Origin of the sequence: Pectobacterium sp. CFBP8739, assembly GCF_013449375.1 — a bacterium.
In the GTDB taxonomy this organism is placed as follows: domain Bacteria; phylum Pseudomonadota; class Gammaproteobacteria; order Enterobacterales; family Enterobacteriaceae; genus Pectobacterium.
Genome location: NZ_JACDRR010000049.1, coordinates 1 through 18,889, shown reverse-complemented (window position 1 = coordinate 18,889; position 18,889 = coordinate 1). Strand labels below are relative to the sequence as shown.

General features: G+C 50.1%; 21 protein-coding genes and 1 tRNA gene. 10 read left to right on the top strand and 12 right to left on the bottom strand.

What is annotated here, in order from left to right:
- On the top strand, positions 1-219 hold a 219-nt coding region (locus H0247_RS19710; RefSeq protein WP_219606825.1), incomplete at its 5' end, for a hypothetical protein.
- 19 nt (positions 220-238) lie between these two features.
- Entirely contained in the window at positions 239-1,027 is a 789-nt protein-coding gene (locus H0247_RS19530) for an endonuclease/exonuclease/phosphatase family protein (RefSeq protein ID WP_180744009.1), read from the top strand.
- A 69-nt stretch (positions 1,028-1,096) separates the two neighbouring features.
- On the opposite strand, the gene mltD is transcribed toward H0247_RS19530, so the two are convergent.
- Positions 1,097-2,470 carry a murein transglycosylase D gene (gene mltD, locus H0247_RS19525; protein WP_180744008.1) on the bottom strand — a complete coding sequence of 458 codons (1,374 nt, stop codon included), beginning with the start codon at positions 2,468-2,470 and terminating at the stop codon, positions 1,097-1,099.
- 71 nt (positions 2,471-2,541) lie between these two features.
- On the bottom strand, positions 2,542-3,297 hold the full coding sequence (gene gloB, locus H0247_RS19520; RefSeq protein WP_180744007.1) for a hydroxyacylglutathione hydrolase: 756 nt from the start codon (positions 3,295-3,297) through the stop codon (positions 2,542-2,544).
- Positions 3,298-3,340: 43 nt separating this feature from the next.
- Between gloB and H0247_RS19515 the strand changes: the two genes are divergently transcribed.
- Entirely contained in the window at positions 3,341-4,051 is a 711-nt protein-coding gene (locus H0247_RS19515; protein ID WP_180744006.1) for a class I SAM-dependent methyltransferase, read from the top strand.
- A gap of 19 nt (positions 4,052-4,070) precedes the next feature.
- Here the strand turns inward: H0247_RS19515 and rnhA are convergent, their stop codons facing one another.
- Entirely contained in the window at positions 4,071-4,637 is a 567-nt protein-coding gene (gene rnhA, locus H0247_RS19510) for a ribonuclease HI (RefSeq protein ID WP_180744005.1), read from the bottom strand.
- On the opposite strand from rnhA, the gene dnaQ reads away from it, so the two are divergent.
- Positions 4,591-5,328: a DNA polymerase III subunit epsilon gene (dnaQ, locus tag H0247_RS19505; protein ID WP_180744004.1), complete on the top strand. Its 738-nt coding sequence runs from the start codon at positions 4,591-4,593 to the stop codon at positions 5,326-5,328. The two genes, rnhA and dnaQ, sit on opposite strands and share 47 nt — an antisense overlap.
- Positions 5,329-5,499: 171 nt before the next feature.
- A tRNA-Asp gene (locus H0247_RS19500) sits at positions 5,500-5,576 on the top strand.
- Positions 5,577-5,699: 123 nt separating this feature from the next.
- On the opposite strand, the gene nrdF is transcribed toward H0247_RS19500, so the two are convergent.
- From nrdF to H0247_RS19465, 7 genes are all read right to left on the bottom strand, one after another.
- A complete protein-coding gene (gene nrdF, locus H0247_RS19495) occupies positions 5,700-6,662 on the bottom strand; it encodes a class 1b ribonucleoside-diphosphate reductase subunit beta (protein WP_180744003.1) in 963 nt (320 codons plus the stop codon).
- Between the two features lie 24 nt (positions 6,663-6,686).
- A complete protein-coding gene (gene nrdE / locus H0247_RS19490; RefSeq protein ID WP_180744012.1) occupies positions 6,687-8,849 on the bottom strand; it encodes a class 1b ribonucleoside-diphosphate reductase subunit alpha in 2,163 nt (720 codons plus the stop codon).
- Positions 8,846-9,253: a class Ib ribonucleoside-diphosphate reductase assembly flavoprotein NrdI gene (gene nrdI, locus H0247_RS19485; protein ID WP_180744002.1), complete on the bottom strand. Its 408-nt coding sequence runs from the start codon at positions 9,251-9,253 to the stop codon at positions 8,846-8,848. The genes nrdE and nrdI overlap by 4 nt, the downstream gene beginning before the upstream one ends.
- 9 nt (positions 9,254-9,262) lie before the next feature.
- Positions 9,263-9,502, bottom strand: a complete 240-nt coding sequence (gene nrdH / locus H0247_RS19480; RefSeq protein ID WP_180744001.1) for a glutaredoxin-like protein NrdH — start codon at positions 9,500-9,502, stop codon at positions 9,263-9,265.
- Positions 9,503-10,191: 689 nt separating this feature from the next.
- The gene (speD, locus tag H0247_RS19475) at positions 10,192-10,986 is read right to left on the bottom strand and encodes an adenosylmethionine decarboxylase (protein WP_180744000.1); all 795 of its coding nucleotides are present in this window, start codon (positions 10,984-10,986) and stop codon (positions 10,192-10,194) included.
- 45 nt (positions 10,987-11,031) lie between these two features.
- Positions 11,032-11,895 carry a polyamine aminopropyltransferase gene (gene speE / locus H0247_RS19470; protein ID WP_180743999.1) on the bottom strand — a complete coding sequence of 288 codons (864 nt, stop codon included), beginning with the start codon at positions 11,893-11,895 and terminating at the stop codon, positions 11,032-11,034.
- Between the two features lie 111 nt (positions 11,896-12,006).
- Positions 12,007-12,354 carry a YacC family pilotin-like protein gene (locus tag H0247_RS19465; protein WP_010280797.1) on the bottom strand — a complete coding sequence of 116 codons (348 nt, stop codon included), beginning with the start codon at positions 12,352-12,354 and terminating at the stop codon, positions 12,007-12,009.
- A gap of 207 nt (positions 12,355-12,561) precedes the next feature.
- Here H0247_RS19465 and H0247_RS19460 point away from each other — a divergent pair, with 207 nt between their 5' ends.
- Both H0247_RS19460 and H0247_RS19455 read left to right on the top strand, forming a co-directional pair.
- Positions 12,562-14,271, top strand: a complete 1,710-nt coding sequence (locus tag H0247_RS19460; RefSeq protein WP_370463386.1) for an ABC transporter permease — start codon at positions 12,562-12,564, stop codon at positions 14,269-14,271.
- A gap of 4 nt (positions 14,272-14,275) precedes the next feature.
- Entirely contained in the window at positions 14,276-15,361 is a 1,086-nt protein-coding gene (locus H0247_RS19455) for an ABC transporter ATP-binding protein (protein ID WP_180743998.1), read from the top strand.
- Here H0247_RS19455 and H0247_RS19705 read toward each other — a convergent pair whose 3' ends face one another.
- On the bottom strand, positions 15,362-15,493 hold the full coding sequence (locus tag H0247_RS19705; RefSeq protein WP_255434040.1) for a hypothetical protein: 132 nt from the start codon (positions 15,491-15,493) through the stop codon (positions 15,362-15,364). It lies immediately after the preceding gene.
- Between the two features lie 167 nt (positions 15,494-15,660).
- Between H0247_RS19705 and hpt the strand changes: the two genes are divergently transcribed.
- A complete protein-coding gene (gene hpt / locus H0247_RS19450; RefSeq protein WP_180744010.1) occupies positions 15,661-16,194 on the top strand; it encodes a hypoxanthine phosphoribosyltransferase in 534 nt (177 codons plus the stop codon).
- 58 nt (positions 16,195-16,252) lie between these two features.
- On the opposite strand, the gene can is transcribed toward hpt, so the two are convergent.
- Positions 16,253-16,894 carry a carbonate dehydratase gene (gene can, locus H0247_RS19445; protein ID WP_010280785.1) on the bottom strand — a complete coding sequence of 214 codons (642 nt, stop codon included), beginning with the start codon at positions 16,892-16,894 and terminating at the stop codon, positions 16,253-16,255.
- Between the two features lie 138 nt (positions 16,895-17,032).
- On the opposite strand from can, the gene H0247_RS19440 reads away from it, so the two are divergent.
- On the top strand, positions 17,033-17,965 hold the full coding sequence (locus H0247_RS19440; protein ID WP_180743997.1) for an ABC transporter ATP-binding protein: 933 nt from the start codon (positions 17,033-17,035) through the stop codon (positions 17,963-17,965).
- Positions 17,962-18,732: an ABC transporter permease gene (locus tag H0247_RS19435; protein ID WP_180743996.1), complete on the top strand. Its 771-nt coding sequence runs from the start codon at positions 17,962-17,964 to the stop codon at positions 18,730-18,732. Before H0247_RS19440 ends, H0247_RS19435 begins: the two co-directional genes overlap by 4 nt.
- The last annotated feature ends 157 nt before the right edge of the window (positions 18,733-18,889 follow it).

Below are 18,889 nucleotides of genomic sequence, written 5' to 3'. Positions count from 1 at the left end.
GTCCGTTCCGCCACTTATTATGTAAAAAGCCCTAAGTTAACGCTTAGGGCTTTTTACATATCTTGGCATTCGCATTTTTATATGGATTCCTATCTTCCTCTACTTTCTGTTTTGCCCATTATTTTTTCCTTCCCTATCACCGATCGTACATTGCAAGTCTGCGATAAAATTCTTATAACAGAAGAGAGCTCTTTTTTGATAGGGTATTTAGTGCATTGAAATTGATAGTGGGTAAGGTGTGCGGAAAAAAACCTATGCAATGAGGTATGTTGCCGGCCAACCGGTTGAACGTATCTTTCCTCCTCGGGAAATGCATTATCTGGGGCAAGCTCTACCGACAGGCTCATTGTTGCTGGAGGGCGATATTTTACGCGTAATGGTGTGGAATATTTTCAAGCAACAACGAACGAATTGGCTTTCTGTCCTACAAAATTTCGGTAAGGATACTCAACTAGTTCTGTTGCAGGAGGCGCAAAGTACACCAGATCTCATCCGTTTTGCAACCAGTAACTACCTTTCCGCCGATCAAGTGCCTGCGATTATTCTTCCACAACATCCATCTGGTGTGATGACGTTGTCAGCGGCTCAGCCGGTGTATTGCTGTCCTTTACGTGAAAGAGAGCCTTTGCTGCGTTTGGCCAAGTCCTCTCTGGTGACGGTCTATGCGCTTCAGAATGGGCAGAAACTGATGGTTATCAATATCCATGCGGTTAACTTTAGTTTTGGTGTTGAGGTGTATACCAAGCAGTTAGCTGCAATTGGGGAACAACTCGCCCATCATCAAGGGCCGGCTATTATGGCTGGAGATTTTAATGCGTGGAGTCAGCAGCGTATTAACGCACTTAACCGATTTGCGGCAAGGATGGGGTTACAGGAAGTATCTTTCGTTGATGACCAGCGGCGCAAGGCGTTTGGTCGACCGCTAGATTTCGTCTTTTATCGTGAACTGGTCGTAAACCAGTCTTCCGTCTTGGTGACCCAAGCTTCAGATCACAACCCACTGCTCGTCGAATTTAGCTTGGTTTAATCGCCATAAAAAAAACAGCCCTCTACATTTATAGGAAGGCTGTTTCTTGTTACTGATTCAGATATGACGTTAAGAATCAGGCTTTATATTGCTGCTCACATAAAGCGTCAGACGATCGCCTGGCTGGATGTTGGCATTCTTGTTGATAACCGTATTCCAGCGCATCACATCAGCGATATTTACACCATGGCGTTTAGCAATGCTTGCCAACGAATCACCTTTCCGAACTTGATAGGTGATAGAGCTGCTATTGCCTGACGCTTTAGCAACTTGCAGGGTCTGACCAACCTTGAGCGCACCAGCACTACGCAGATTGTTCCAGCTCTGCAAATCTTTTGTGCTGACATTAAGCCGTGCCGCAATTGCCGATAAGGTATCACCTGAACGTACCTTATACTGCTGTGATGCTGGCGTTGCCTGTGTTTGTGCCAAGCGTGTTGGTTGAATCGCTGCGATGTCACCATCAGCCAGTGAATCTTTCAACTGCTCAACGTGAGCTTTAGGAACCATAATGTAATGTGGCCCATTGGGTGCGGTAACATTACGTTTATAGCCTGAGTTATAGCTCTTCAGCTTATTCAGCGACAGACCGGCCATCTCTGCGGCTTGTGTCAATTCTATCTGCTGTCCCAACTCAACCTTTGCTAATGCGCGGCTTTCATTGGGTTGCGGCAGACTCACGCCGTACTTCTTACTGTTTTTCAGAATATCGCTCAAGGCCAGCATCTTAGGAACGTAAATTGACGTTTCACGCGGTAACGCCAGCGCCCAGAAGCTGGTTGATTTCCCTTTCGCTTTATTCGCTTTCATGGCCTGCATGACACGACCTTCACCACTGTTATAAGCAGCAACGGTTAATAACCAATCGCCATCAAACATGGTGTTGAGCCGCTGCATCATATCCAGTGCAGCCGTCGTAGACGCAATCACGTCGCGACGTCCGTCGTACCACTGGTTCTGTTTCAAACCATAATTACGTCCAGTACCAGGGATAATCTGCCATAGCCCAGCGGCATTGGCGGATGATGTGGCACTTGGATCAAAAGCGCTCTCCACTATGGGTAGCAGTACCAGTTCCATCGGCATTTTACGTTGCTTAATCTGCTCGACTATCCAGTACATGTACGGCTCTGCCCGTAATGTTACATCGTGGAGATAGCTCTTATTTTTCAAATAACGCGTTTTTTGCTCGCGGATCCGGGCGTTATCCGGAACCTCCATCTTCAGCTCGTCGCCAATGAAGTTCCACAGATCTCGTTGCACAAGGCTATCGTCATCTAACCATCGCGCTGAGGCCTCTCGACCATCTGTGTACTTTCCTGCTTCACTTTGACTTGCCGAAGACAAACTCTGTGCATGCTGCTTGGGTTGCGAGGTGTCATATGGTGAAACCTGACAACCCGACAGCAAGACTGAGGCGATGATTATCGCTTTAGCCTTCATATGTTGGTCAATAGTTTGCTTAAAAGACGAGCAAGGATACTTTGATTAGAGGAATAGCACAACCTAAACCTTCAGAAGTAGTCTTTCTTGCTGCGTAGCATCTCAAAAACTTGCCAATTCTCTATATTTTCAGGTTCTTTTGATAATTTTCTTTTTAAATCAAATTCATGGCAGCGAAGAAATAGGTTGATTCTTCTCTCCAGTCCTAATGTTGTTGGTAAGCTAGACTGCAATTTTTCTCGTATCTGACTGATTTCATGGAGATAAGCTTCAATACTCTGATCTTCAGGCCATATAGTATTAGAAAACCTTAAGTTTAATAGCGTGTATTCATGCGCACAGCACACTACCGTGTCATCAGGAAAAGCTGCTATTTTCTGAATTGATTCATACATTTGTCTCGGTGTGCCTTCAAAAATACGACCGCATCCCGCTGAAAATAGTGTATCGCCACAGAACAAAAATGGCACATTATAGTAGGCAATATGACCAGATGTGTGTCCTGGAACCTCAATTACAGAAAATTCCGAATTTAACAAAGAGACGGTATTTCCTTCCTCAACCAGGCAGGTTGTGCCACATTTAGCGGTTTCTTTTGGGCCAAAAACAGGAAGATTAGGGTAACGCCTGAGGAGTTCACTGACGCCCCCTACATGGTCGTTATGGTGGTGAGTGAGTAAGATGGCTTCAGGAAAAAGTGCATGTTGATCGAGCGCTTTAAGCACTGGGGGCGCTTCACCAGGATCGACGATTACGCAGTGGTTTTCTTTATTGCTCAATAGCCAAATGTAGTTGTCCTGAAGTGCGGGGATACTGATAAGATTCATTCATCACCTCTTTTTGCGAGTAGCCTGAGGACAAGAACAGAAGATGAAATCGGCACAAATCCCTCAGACCATTGTTGCACCTGATTCATGGGATGATATCACCTGCGGGCAGTTTTATCGCGAGTCGCTGGAGTTAGCTTTATTGCCATGGTGGCCAAAACTCTTTGGCTTCCATCTTATCAAGGTCGGGGCGCTGAGTGCGGAAATCCACATCACGGAGTGCGCGATTGCGCATCAGGTTAACGTGGCACCACTCGGTGATAATCTTCAGGTCGTGGCTGATGCTCATCAATTACCTTTCTCTGAAAAGTCGATCGATGCCTGTCTGCTCGCTCAAACACTATCTTATTCATCTGATCCGCATCGTGTTTTGCGCGAAGTTGATCGTGTTTTGGTCGACGATGGTTGGTTAATCCTGAGCACGTTTAATCCGATCAGTCTGGTTGGCCTGGGTAAACTGATCCCCAGACTCAATAGAAAGCATCCCTATTGCAGCCGCATGTTTACTCAAATGCGTATCACGGACTGGCTGGGGCTCTTGAACTATGAGGTTATTCATCAGACGCATTTTCATGTTACGCCATGGCGAAGAAATAAAGGGAAGCTGAATAAACATATTCCGATACTAGGGTGCCTGACGCTGATTATTGCCCGAAAGCGCACGATTCCACTGACGTTTACGCCGATGAGGACACGGTTGCGTAAAGCATCTGTGCGCCGCACGGTGGGCGCAACAAAGATATATCGGAGATGAGGTGGACGCCTACGGTGATTTACTCAGCCTGATAACCCGTGTCATCAAGCGTTGGCGCACTTGCGGCGGCGCGAGCGAGTTCATCACAGCGCTCATTTTCAGGGTGCCCTGCGTGTCCTTTTACCCATTCCCAGCGTACGGAATGGCGTTGAATCGCGGTATCCAGCCTTTGCCAAAGGTCGACGTTTTTGACCTGTTTTTTGTCGGCGGTTTTCCAACCTCGCTTTTTCCAGTTATGAATCCAACTGGTGATCCCTTGACGAACATATTGGCTATCAGTGCAGAGTACCACATCACACTCGGTCGTCAGCGTTTCAAGCGCTGCAATAGCGGCCATCAACTCCATTCTGTTATTCGTCGTAAGACGATAGCCTGCACTTAACGGTTTTTCGTGCTGCTTGTAGCGCAGCAGGGCGCCATAACCGCCGGGGCCGGGATTACCGAGGCAAGATCCATCGGTGAAAATTTCTACCTGTTTGCGCATCTCTGGTAGACTCTCCCTTATGGTAAAAACGGCAAGTCTGACATAAACGAAAACGATGAGCACTGAAATTACGCGACAAATCGTCCTGGATACAGAAACCACCGGTATGAATATGCTGGGCGTTCACTACGAAGGGCATAAAATTATCGAGATCGGTGCGGTCGAAGTGATTAACCGCCGCCTGACTGGCCGCCATTTTCACGTCTATATCAAACCCGATCGTTTAGTCGATCCCGAAGCGTATAACGTACACGGTATCAGCGATGAGTTTCTTGCCGACAAACCGACATATGCAGACATCGTGGATGATTTTCTCGATTTTATCCGTGGCGCGGAACTGGTCATCCATAACGCGACGTTTGATATCGGTTTTATGGACTACGAATTTCGGTTGCTAAACCGAGATCTTCCCAAGACTGAGTCGTTTTGTAAGATCACCGATAGCCTGCTTATGGCGCGGAAGATCTTTCCCGGTAAGCGCAACAGTTTGGATGCGCTCTGCGATCGCTATCAGATAGATAACAGCAAGCGCACGCTGCACGGCGCATTGCTCGATGCCGAGATTCTGGCGGAAGTTTATCTGGCGATGACCGGTGGCCAGACGTCTCTGACTTTCTCGATGGAAGGTGAGACGCAGCAGAAGAATGAGAATACTGAAACGATCCAGAGAATTGTTCGTCCTCAATCGGCGTTAAAGGTGCTTTATGCAGATGAGGCTGAACTGTTAGCACATGAACAGCGTCTGGATTTAATTGCGAAAAAAGGCGGTAGCTGCCTGTGGCGGGCTGAATAATATCGCCGGAGCGCTGACCTTTATGTAGTGAAATAGAGCGCTCGCGCGCACCACGGGCGAGAGAATAATCAGTAAGATGAAATTATAAGCAAACAGAAACGGTTAGTTATAAAAAGCATTGACGTAATAGTGCCATCATCTTAGTATTCATCCCGCTCAGTGAGCATGAGTGGAGCGGTAGTTCAGTTGGTTAGAATACCTGCCTGTCACGCAGGGGGTCGCGGGTTCGAGCCCCGTCCGTTCCGCCACTTATTATGAAGACCCTGAATCAGCAATGATTCAGGGGTTTTTCATTTCTGGGTTTATCGAAAAAGACTGTAGATAAGCGGCTATAGAAAAATGCGGCCGCCTGAAAAACAGCGGCCGTTTTTTTAGAAATCCCAATCTTCGTCTTCGGTGTTGACGGCTTTACCGATCACATAAGATGAACCCGAGCCAGAGAAGAAATCGTGGTTCTCATCCGCGTTTGGCGATAGCGCCGAAAGAATTGCGGGATTCACATCCGTCATGCTGGCGGGGAACAGCGCTTCATAGCCTAGATTCATCAGCGCTTTGTTCGCGTTGTAGTGAAGGAATTTTTTCACATCTTCCGTCCAGCCTACGCCGTCATACAGTTCCTGCGTATACAACACCTCATTGTCGTACAAATCCTGTAGCAGATCGTAGGCGAAATTCTTCACCTGTTGCTGACGAGCGGGATCGGCCTTCGCCAACCCGCGTTGGAATTTGTAGCCGATATAGTAGCCGTGTACCGCTTCGTCGCGGATGATGAGTCGGATCAAATCCGCCGTGTTGGTCAGCTTGGCGCGGCTTGACCAGTACATCGGCAGGTAGAATCCAGAATAGAACAGGAATGACTCCAGAAACACGCTAGCGACTTTCTTCATCAGCGGATCGTCACTACGGTAGTGCGACAGAATAATGTCGGACTTCTTCTGTAGTACCGGATTCTCTTCACTCCAGCGATAGGCATCATCTACTTCGCTGGTCAGACACAGCGTCGAGAAAATAGAGCTGTATGAACGGGCATGCACCGCTTCCATAAAGCTGATGTTAGACAGCACGGCTTCTTCATGTGGCGTCAAAGCATCGGGCATGAGTGTTGGTGCGCCCAGCGTATTTTGGATGGTATCTAACAGCGTTAGTCCAGTGAAGACGCGAATCGTCAACTGACGTTCGCGGGCATTCAACGTACTCCAGGACGGAATATCGTTCGACAGTGGCACCTTTTCTGGTAGCCAGAAGTTAGAGGTCAGGCGGTTCCAGACTTCCAAATCTTTATCGTCTTCAATTTTGTTCCAGTTAATCGCCTGGACGCGAGAGAGTGCGGTCATGCTTCGATTTCCTTCCGCGATGGCTTATAGCGCACAGGACACACAGCCCTGAACTTCGGTGCCTTCCAGCGCCATCTGCCGTATGCGAATGTAGTAAATAGTCTTAATGCCTTTGGTCCAGGCGTAGATCTGCGCTTTATTCATGTCACGCGTCGTGGCGGTATCACGGAAAAACAGCGTCAGCGACAGTCCCTGATCGACGTGCTGCGTGGCGGCGGCATAGGTGTCGATAATCTTCTGCGGCCCGATTTCATAGGCATCCTGGTAATACTCCAGATTGTCATTGTTCATATACGGGGCAGGGTAGTAGACGCGGCCGATCTTGCCCTCTTTACGAATTTCGATGCGTGACACAATCGGGTGAATACTGGACGTCGAGTGGTTGATATACGAAATTGAACCGGTCGGTGGCACGGCCTGCAAGTTCTGGTTATAAATGCCGTGTGCCATCACGGATTCGCGCAGCGCTGCCCAGTCCTGTTGAGTGGGAATGTCGATGTCAGCCAGTTCAAACAGTTCACGGGCGCGTGCCGTTGTAGGTTCCCAACGCTGTTCAATGTATTTATCAAAATACTCGCCCGTGGCGTATTTGGAGTGTTCGAAGCCAGAGAAGCGCTGATTTCGCTCCATTGCTAACGCATTCGATGCCCGAATCGCGTGGAAAGCGACGGTGTAGAAATAGATATTGGTGAAATCGACAGCTTCTTCTGTACCGTAAAAGATACGTTCTTTCGCCAGATAGCCGTGCAGGTTCATCTGGCCTAAGCCAATCGCATGTGACTCGTCGTTGCCTTTCTCAATGGACGGTACGGAACGGATGTGGCTCATATCGGAAACGGCAGTCAGCGCGCGGATCGCCATTTCAACCGTCTGGCCGAAATCGGGCGAGGCCATTGCGTTGGCAATATTCATCGAGCCGAGGTTACAGGAAATGTCCTTGCCAATGTGGCGATAGCCAAGATCGTCGTCGTACAGGCTGGCGTCGTTGACCTGCAAAATTTCAGAGCACAGATTACTCATATTGATGCGGCCGTGAATCGGGTTTGCGCGATTCACGGTATCCTCAAACATCATGTAGGGATAGCCGGACTCGAACTGGATTTCGGCGAGGATCTGGAAGAATTCGCGCGCCTTAATTTGGGATTTGCGGATGCGCTTGTCGTTCACCATCTCGTGATATTTCTCGGTGACGCTAATTTCCGACAGCGGCACGCCATAAACCTGCTCGATGTCATAAGGCGAGAACAGGTACATCACCTGATTATTTTTCGCCAACTGGAACGTGATATCGGGGATGACCACCCCCAAAGACAGCGTCTTGATGCGAATTTTCTCATCGGCATTTTCCCGCTTGGTATCCAGAAAACGCAGAATATCTGGGTGATGTGCATGCAGGTACACTGCACCTGCCCCCTGACGCGCTCCAAGCTGGTTAGCGTAGGAGAAGGCATCTTCCAGCATTTTCATGATCGGGATAATGCCGGACGACTGGTTTTCGATACGTTTGATCGGCGCACCGGTTTCGCGGATGTTACTGAGCATGAAAGCCACGCCGCCGCCACGTTTTGAGAGCTGAAGCGCGGAATTAACCGCTCGGCCAATCGACTCCATATTGTCTTCAATGCGCAGCAGGAAGCAGGAGACCAGTTCGCCGCGCTGCTTTTTTCCGCAGTTGAGGAACGTGGGGGTCGCGGGCTGGAAGCGTCCACTGATGATTTCATCGACCAGCGCGCTAGCCAGTGCGGTGTCCCCTTTGGCGAGGGTCAATGCCACGAGGCAGACGCGATCTTCATAGCGCTCCAGATAGCGCTTGCCGTCAAAGGTTTTCAGCGTATAGCCGGTGTAGTATTTGAACGCACCCAGGAAGGTTTGAAAGCGGAATTTGTGAGCGTAAGCCTGCTGAAAAAGGCTTTTGATGAAATCGAACTGATATTGATCCAGCACGTCTGCTTCGTAGTAGCCTTCTTCCACCAGATAACGCAGCTTTTCTTCCAGGTTGTGGAAGAACACGGTGTTCTGGTTTACATGCTGTAGGAAATAACGGCGTGCCGCGAGCTTATCCATATCGAACTGGATATTCCCCTCTGCGTCGTAGAGGTTGAGCATCGCGTTCAGCGCATGGTAGTCGAGTGTATGGTAATCGAGCGAGTGGGCATCTGCGTCGGCCTTGGTTGCCTTTGCACTCACGTGGTCTGTTGTTGCCAAAATTCAGTTACTCCCTTACGCACGTTTGCAACGTCTTCTGCCGTGCCGAGCAATTCAAAGCGGTACAGGTAAGGCACCTGACATTTCTGCGCAATGATGTCACCGGCGATGCAGTACGCTGCACCGAAATTGGTATTGCCTGCGGCAATCACGCCGCGCAAGTAAGCGCGATTGTGCGGATCGTTGAGAAAGATGATGACCTGACGCGGCACAGCCCCTTTCGTGCTGCCTCCGCCATAGCTGGGGACAACCAAGATATAGGGGCGATCAACTTTCAATGCAGGCTGTTCTGTCGCTATCGGGATTCTCAGGGCGGGTGAGCCCACCCTTGAAATGAAGCGATGCGTGTTTTCCGACTGGCTGGAGAAGTAGACCAGCGGGTTCATATTGCCCCCTTACTGCAATTGCAGGGCGGCGTTCAGAGAACTGATCTTATCCGGGCGAAAGCCGCTCCAATGATCGTCGGCCGTCATCACGACGGGCACCTGCTGATAGCCCAACGCTCTTACCTGCTGTAACGCCTGTTCATCTTCAGTTAAGTCCACCAGTTGATAGTGAATTCCTTGCTTATCCAGCGCACGACATGTGGCGTTGCATTGAACACAATCTGGTTTAGTGAAAATAGTAATACGCATGATTCGTATTTACCCTTTGGCGTGAAAGAAGTATGTCGGAGCGGCTATCCTCAGGGTATATGCACCCGAACCGATCCACTGGGTAGCGACGTGTTACGCGAGCGCCACACAAAGAATACTAAATGTGGGTGTTTTAAATATCAACCACACAAGATATATGATTTTTGGTTGGTCTTATACCAATTGACACGAACCCTGATGCAGCAAGGCTGGTAGAGAATGCAAGTAAAAAATGCAGAAATAAATAAATGTGGCGCGCATCATTTTTGACGAAATAGTGTGCGAAGAAATGAAAAATAGATGAACTCACTACACCTCAATCTTCCTCAGGTGCTGTACCTTGTAAATAAATACAAGGAGTCATCATGGGTTTTGTCCTTATCCGGCGTAAAAATTATGCAGCGGTGGGCATGAACACCGAGTGAGCGGCATGGAGGCCGCGAAAGCCAGTGCCGCGTCGGGAACGCGTCACTGGCGGCTCGAAGAGTGGTCATGAACACCGATGGCCCGCGTAGCGGCATAATTTAGCCGGAAGCCTGGGTTCGCAGGGGGGCGGCGATTGAGCGCCCCTGCGTCGGGCGCGAGCTACGGGGTAGCATGAAAATGATGACACCATCGCGCACGAAACCGTCTCTTAGTCGGCATAAAAATGTAACTAAGAGACAACCCTGTGAAGGGAGAGGTATCGATTACATTACCGGCAGATTTCTACCGTAATAGATTTCCTGCATTTCGTGATACAGCAGGTCGGTGATTCTTTTTCGCTCGGCAGCGCTGAGTTCTTCAGGGCTGACGTTGAACAGATAGTGTTTCAGGTCGAAATCTTTCAATAACATCTTGGTATGGAAGATATTTTCCTGATACACGTTCACGTCCATCATATGGTAGAGCGCTTTCATATCCTCGGACATGAAGTTCTGAATCGAATTAATTTGATGGTCGATGAAATGTTTTATGCCATTGACATCACGGGTAAATCCCCGCACGCGATAATCGATGGTCACAATATCTGATTCCAATTGGTGGATGAGGTAGTTCAACGCTTTCAGCGGTGAAATCACGCCACAAGTCGAGACTTCGATGTCTGCGCGGAAGGTGCAAAGCCCGCCTTCTGGGTGGCTTTCTGGATAGGTATGAACACAGATGTGGCTTTTATCCAGATGCGCAACAACGGAATTGGGAAGTGGTCCAGGGTGTTCAGAGGTATCGACATCTCGTGGATCGATGGGTTCTTCACTGACCAGAATGGTCACGCTGGCACCTTGTGGTTCATAGTCCTGACGTGCGATGTTAAGGATGTTGGCACCGATAATTGAGCAGGTTTCAGTGAGGATTTCTGTTAAACGGTTAGCATTATATTGTTCGTCGATGTAGGCGATATAACCGTCACGATCGTCGGCCGTTTTGGTGTAACAGATATCGTAGATACAAAAACTCAGGCTTTTCGTCAGGTTGTTAAAGCCGTGTAGTTTCAGCTTGTGCAATTTACGTCACCCCCTTGTGGTTATGTGATCACCCTAAGTGATGGATTATTGCGCTTTCTGTAGCGCGCTTAACAGGTACTGTGGCAGGGCAAAACTGCCGATATGAACATCAGGCGTGTAATAGCGACAGGTGATGCCGGATTGAGCAAAACGCTGGTGCACCGTGGCGGCGTCTATCTGACGCAGTGCCGGGTTATTGCTGGCCCAGGCGAACGTCATAATGCCGCCGTAATACGTCGGGATCGCCGCCTGATAAAAGCTGACATCACTGAAATAGTGGCTGAGTTTTTTATGGCTACCGACGGCTTCATCCTGTTGCAGGAAGCATACGCCATTCTGTGCGACGAAAATTCCGCCTTCATTCAGGCAGCGGGCGCAACCCTGATAGAAATCAGAGGTGAACAGGCTTTCGCCGGGGCCGATGGGGTCGGTACAATCGGAAATGATGACGTCAAACTTGTCGCTGCACTGGCGGACGAAATTCACGCCGTCATCAATCACCAGATTAAAACGCGGGTCGTCATAGCTACCAGCGCTGTGATTGGGCAAATACTGGCGACAGAATTCCACTACGCCTGCATCGATCTCCACCATCGTGATCTGTTCGACGCCATGATGTCGGCTGACTTCCCGTAGCATACCGCCATCGCCGCCACCGATAATCAGGACGCGTTTGGCGTTGCCGTGTGACAGAAGGGGGACATGGGTGAGCATTTCGTGATAGATGAATTCATCGCGCTCGGTGGTTTGCACCACGCCGTCGAGCGCCATTACACGGCCTAATGCGTCGTTTTCAAAAATGATGAGATCTTGATGATCGGTCTTCTCGTGATACAACACGCGATCAACCGAAAAATACTGGCCAAAGTTGGCATGTAGGGTTTCATACCAAATTTCTTTCTGGGACATGTTAGGGCTTCCTCCGCGATAACAGCCATGAAAATTGGCGCGCTATCATAGCCGACTCTTTTGCCGCATGCACGGTCAAATTTCAGTCAGCGCGGAGGAGGGGGAAAGGCGTTACTGCGCGTAGGAAAGTAAACCGAGCGAATTACGTGCCAGAGACTGGCATTTTTTCGGGGTCGGGATAGCGATTTTGCTCAGGTCGCGATAGCTGTCTTCGCCCATCGCGGTCATGTCGTAGGCGCTGTAATTGCTGAGATCCCAGCGGTTCTGCTGAGCAAAGGCGACCAGCGTCCGACGAATCTGCTCATTCGGCAGATCCTGATAGCCACAGTGGTTTTTCAAATAAACAAAGATCGCGGTCAGATCGGCCAGATCTTCCGCTTCAAATTCATTCAGCGCCTTGCTGGCGGAAGAGAAGCTCATCAGGCTTAGCAGGAGCAGAGCCAGCGCAGAGTTTTTCATGGTTGAACCTGTTCCAAATGTTGTCAGATGACGTTATCACAGATATCCCATGAGGTTCCAAGTTTTCTTATGGGAAACCTCTGATTGCGATAAAAAATAGCGGTGGAAGACGCGGGGAAATGAGAAGTGTAATACATTGAAATCGCTATTTTTTATTTTATTGCCGTTCGGTGATCAAAATCACCTCGTATTAATCGCAAGATTAAAGTGCATTTATCGCTGTTTGATACGATGACGCCGCCGTCAGGCTCTGTTATTAATAACAGCGATCTCATCCAATACAGTTTTGATTCTATGATCTCCGGTGTCTGGCGCGTCAGTAGTTGGTTGTTGGCGGGACTGTTGCTGCTTCCTTTAGCAACGGTTTTTTATCAGGCTTTTTTTGCCGATGGGATGGGATTCGCCCAACTATGGCACATTGGGTTACCCACCTACCTGATACATTCAGCGGTTATCGTGCTGGGTACGCTTTTCTTTAGCTTACTGTTTGGGTTGCCTTCGGCTTGGTTTATCGCCATGTACCGCTTTCCCGGCCATCGAGCGTTGCAATGGGCGCTTTGCCTGCCGCTTGCAATGCCTGCCTTCCTGCTTGCCTATCTTTATACCGATGTATTACGGCACTTTTCGCTGTTGTTGCAAGAAGGGGGGCTGTCGATAGTCTCATCATGGGTAACATCACACGTTGCTGGGCTACCTGTTTCACTGGGTTGCGTAAGCCTGATACTGGCGCTGGTGTTGTATCCCTACATTTATCTGCTGGTGCGTGAAGCGCTGGTGAAACAGCCGGCCAGCTTGATTCACTCTGCTCGTTTACTGAATCAATCGCGTTCCCAGGTTTTGCGCCGCTTATGTTTGCCTCTTGCGCTGCCTGCGATCGCCTGTGGGGGCGCGCTGGTGGTTGTGGAGACGCTGGGGGATTATGGCGCCGCGTCTTACCTTGGTATTCCCACCATGACGACACAGGTGCTGGATATCTGGCAGAAGCAAGGCGATTTAGGCGCGGCTGCACGTCTTGGTGTGTTGATTCTGCCAGCAATCTTTCTCTTGATGTTTCTGGTTAATGTCTGGCGTCGGAAGCAACGAATTTATCAGGCACATGCTATGACTTCCCCAGTAGTACCGCCCGAGTTGAATGGGTGGCGCAGCAAGGTAGTGCGTGGCTACTGTTGGGGAATCGTTTGTCTGTCATTCTTGTTCCCGGTGCTGTATCTGCTCTTTCTGGCTCTCCAGCACATAATGTCCGTATGGGATATGGCGTTCCTCCAGGCGGTAATGAATAGCCTGTTGGCGTCAGCCACCGCGACGATCATCATTACGCTGATAGCGCTGTCGTTTATTTTCTACACGCGCACGGCTGGGATATTTGCCAATCAGACGCCGGTTCGGCTGGTCAGCCTGAGTTTTGCCTTGCCCGGCGCGGTACTGGCCGTCGGACTGTTTACTTTATTGTCGCTGGTGGACAGCGGAATTAATCTGTTTGCCAATGCGGCGGGGTTACCTCCCGCGGAAGTTTTGCTGGCGGGCTCGCTGTTTATTCTTATCCTCGCCTATAGCGTTAAATTCGGGCGTCTGATGCTGGACAGCCTTGAGCGCAGCATGGAGGCCATTCCACGCTCACTGGACAGTGCGAGCCTTGTGCTAGGGGCTTCCCCCCTCAGCCGTTGGTCACGCGTGCATATTCCGCTGTTGCGTCGCAGCCTTTTTATCGGGGTGTTGCTGATTTTTACGGAAAGTATGAAAGAGCTGAACGTCTCACTGCTGCTGCGCCCTTTCGGGATTGATACGTTGGCAACCTATGTTTTCCGCTTTGCGGCGGATGAGCAGATTGCATCATTTGCCTTTCCTGCGCTGGTGCTGGTGGCGGTGGGGCTGATCCCTGTTTTCTGGCTGAATCGTGCACTGAATATAAAAGGATAATCACATGGCCGCGTCGATAGATATTCTGAGCGTTCAGGCAGTCAGTTGTACGTTGCAGCAGTCTCCCGTGTTGGAGAATATTTCATTTACCGTACGTGGCGATGAGACGATCTGCCTGCTGGGTAAAAACGGCTGCGGTAAAACGGCGTTATTGCAGGTGATAGCTGGCCTGCTGCCGATTACTCAGGGTAAGGTCTTGTTGGAAGGTGAGCCCGTCAGTTCGCCGCAAGCGTATGTTTTGCCTGAGCTGCGCCAGGTTGGCCTGATTTTTCAGGACTATGCACTTTTTCCGCATCTGACGGTGGAAGGCAACATTGCGTTTGGGTTATATGGCCGCCCTGAAAGTGAGGTAAAGCTAATCTGTGTGGAGATGCTGGCGCTTTTACAACTGGATGAGGTTGCCGCGCGTTATCCACACGAACTATCGAATGAACAGCAACAGCGTTTGGCGATAGCCCGCGCGCTGGCCTGTGAGCCGAAACTGCTGTTGCTGGATGAGCCATTTCCTGGTCTGGACAGCCAAACTCGCTATCGCCTGATCACCGAATTGCGGCAGCTTCTCAAACAGCGTCATGTTGCGGCGGTTTTCGCTACACACAGCCGTGAGGAAGCCTTTGCCTGCGCTGACCACTTGATTCTGCTGGATGAAGGGAAAATTATGCAGCAGGGCTATCCCTCTGATCTGTACCATCGTCCGAATAGCCGTTTTGTGGCTGATTTCATGGGGAATACGAACTATTTACCTGTGAAAATTATGAGCGACCACCAATGGCAAAGCCCATTGGGCGATCATCAGGCGACCCATCCACTCAATCAGCCGATGGATTCACAATGCGACTGGATGGTGCGCCCAGCTGATATCGCACTGGCGCTTGACCCTGACGGTCCGGCGTCAATCGAAGATCGGCTGTTTATGGGCACGTCAAACTTGTATCGGGTGAAGCTGGGGGAACTGATGCTGTTGGTGCAGACCGGCAACTGGTTTGAACCGGGGCAGCAGATACGGTTAAGCATTAAGACGGATCCGCCAGTCTTGTATCCGGCTTTACCCGCCGTCAGCACCCCGGTTGACGGCCCTGAAAAGCCATGATTACGCCTCGTGCAGGTCTGCCGCTGGCATGAGCCACGTGTTACTGTGCTTTTCAAACCCTAATTTCGGGTAGTAATCCACCGCCAGCGGCGCATTCACTTTGTAGCAAACATCCACTGATGACGTGCTCATGATGTCTCCTTCATGGTCTGGTTTCTGATATACTTCGCGCGCCTGGGCATTGCCCAGACTGATGTAAACGTTTGTGTGTTTAAACATCAGCGTTGGCGCATCATCGATAATGAGTCTGTCATTTACCGATGGTGCTGAATACCTTACTTCAAAGAGTTATCAGTATGATGAAACATACCGTGGAAGTCATGATTTCTGAGCAGGAAGTGATGGCGCGGGTTACCGAACTGGGGCAACAGATCAGCGAACACTACCGTGATAGCGGCAGCGATATGGTGCTGGTGGGGCTATTACGTGGATCGTTTATCTTTATGGCCGATTTATGTCGGGCGATCGACGTTCCTCACGAAGTGGACTTCATGACGACATCCAGCTATGGCAGCGGTATGAACAGTACGCGCGATGTGAAGATCCTGAAAGATTTGGATGAAGATATTCGCGGTAAAGACGTGTTGATCGTCGAAGACATCATCGATTCAGGTAATACGTTGAGCAGAGTACGGGAAATTCTGCAACTGCGTGAGCCGAAATCGCTGGCAATTTGTACGTTGCTGGACAAACCGGAGCGCCGTGAAGTTGCGGTGAAAGTCGAGTGGGTGGGGTTCTCTATTCCTGATGAGTTCGTTGTGGGTTACGGCATCGACTATGCCCAACATTATCGCCACTTACCTTACGTCGGCAAGGTTGTTCCGCAGGAATAATGACGAGATAAAGCCAATGCCGTGAGCGACGCCCAGCGAGTGGGCGTCAGGCAGTAAATCAGGGCAGAGAGGAAATCGCGCGGCGATAACGCTGTTCCAGCGTCTCCCGGTTGGTCGCCGTCACTTCCAGATCGCGCAGACGGCCATCCTGAATGCCGTACACCCAACCGTGGATCGTGACTTTCTGCCCACGCTTCCATGCGGACTGCATGATGGTGGAGTGTCCGAGGTTATACACCTGCTCGACAACGTTGATTTCACAAAGCGTGTTCAGACGCTGTTCGGGAGGTAATTCCCCCAGCAGAGAGCTATGCTTGTACCACAAATCACGGATATGCAGCAGCCAGTTGTTAATCAAACCCAGTTCCGGGTTTTCCACCGCAGCCTGAACACCACCGCAGCCGTAGTGGCCGCAAATGATGATGTGTTCGACTTCGAGAACTTCGACGGCATATTGCACGACAGACAGGCAGTTGAGGTCGGTGTGAATAACCAGATTGGCGACATTGCGGTGAACAAACAGTTCACCAGGCTCAAGGCTGGTCAGACTTTCCGCAGGTACGCGACTGTCCGAGCATCCAATCCATAGAAAACGGGGTCGTTGTGCCTGCGCCAGGCGTTCAAAATAGCCAGGATCCTCTTCCACCATCGTTTTAGACCAAAGTTGGTTGTTCGCGATGAGCGTTTCAATTTCTTTCATGAAAGTAAATGACCTGTAACAAACAAGGGGCAGTGGAGAGTAATATAAGGCAACATGCGTCGTTTGAAAAACGATAGTTTATCTCCATCATAACTTTGAATCTGTAGAACTCACTGATAATAAGGCAATCCATTTCTTATGACATATGCACTGGAACTGGCGCAATTAACCAAAACCTATCCGGGAGGCGTCAAGGCGTTACGAGGGATCGACCTGAACGTGGAAGCCGGGGATTTCTATGCGCTACTGGGGCCAAATGGCGCGGGAAAATCCACCACGATTGGGATTATCAGCTCGTTAGTGAATAAAACCGCCGGTAACGTTCGCGTCTTCGGCTATGACCTTGAGCTGGATAAAGTGAATGCGAAGCGCCAACTGGGGTTGGTTCCGCAGGAATTTAACTTCAACCCCTTCGAAACGGTATTACAGATTGTGGTTAACCAGGCGGGCTACTATGGCGTGAAACGTCAGGATGCCTTGTTGCGTGCGGAAAAATACCTGAAACAGCTGGATTTATGGGAGAAGCGCAGCGAAAAGGCGATGATGTTGTCCGGTGGGATGAAGCGTCGCCTGATGATTGCGCGTGCGTTAATGCATGAGCCTAAACTGCTGATTCTTGATGAACCGACGGCGGGTGTGGATATCGAATTACGTCGTTCCATGTGGGGCTTCTTGAAAGAGCTGAACGCGCAAGGTACGACGATTATTCTGACGACGCACTATCTGGAAGAAGCGGAAATGCTATGCCGCAACATCGGGATCATCCAGCGCGGAGAGCTGGTGGAAAATACCTCAATGAAGCAGCTGCTTGGCAAGTTGAAATCAGAAACGTTTATTTTCGATCTGGCGGCGAAAAGCCCGCTGCCGCAGCTGGAAGGCTACACCTTCCGTCTGACGGACACGTCAACGCTGGAAGTCGATGTGATGCGCGAGCAAGGCCTGAATGCGTTATTCAGTCAGCTCAACGCGCAGGGGATAACGATATTAAGTATGCGTAATAAAGCGAACCGGTTGGAAGAGCTGTTTGTCACGCTGGTAAATGGGACAGGCGGTAAGGGAGAAAAGGCATGATGCATTTGTATTGGGTGGCGCTACAGAGTATCTGGGTGAAAGAAGTCACTCGATTTGGGCGGATCTGGATTCAGACGCTGGTGCCGCCAGTGATCACCATGACGCTGTATTTTATTATTTTCGGTAACCTGATTGGCTCGCGTATCGGCGAAATGCACGGTTTTACCTACATGCAGTTTATCGTGCCGGGGTTGATCATGATGGCGGTGATCACCAACGCGTATGCCAACGTAGCCTCTTCCTTCTTCAGCGCCAAGTTCCAACGCAATATTGAAGAGCTGCTGGTTGCGCCCGTGCCGACCCATGTGATTATCGCGGGTTATGTTGGCGGTGGTATCGCACGCGGTCTGTGCGTGGGGATTCTGGTGACGGCGGTGTCGCTGTTCTTCGTGCCGTTACATGTTCATGCCTGGTGGGTCATTGTTTTGACGCTATTGCTGACGGCAATGCTGTTCTCACTAGCGGGCTTATTGAATGCGGTTTTTGCGAAAACCTTTGATGATATCAGCCTGATTCCGACGTTTGTGTTAACGCCGTTGACCTATCTGGGCGGGGTATTTTACTCGCTGACACTGCTGCCACCGTTCTGGCAGACGGTGTCTAAACTGAACCCGGTGGTGTACATGATCAGCGGCTTCCGTTACGGTTTCCTCGGGATTCAGGATGTGCCGCTGCTGTTTACGATGTCAGTGCTGATTGCCTTTATCGTGGTGTTTTATCTGCTGGTCTGGTGGCTGATTGAGCGCGGACGTGGGCTGCGGACGTAGTTTGTAAAGCGGATATAGTATGTGAATGAGAAGGTGGTGGTAACACTGTGCCTGCCTTTTGGCAGACCGGTTTAAGAAACGAAAACGGTAGTAATGGAATAGAAGTGTAAAGCGTCCGCGCCAGGGATGGCGCGGCTCGAGCTTACAGCTACCGTCT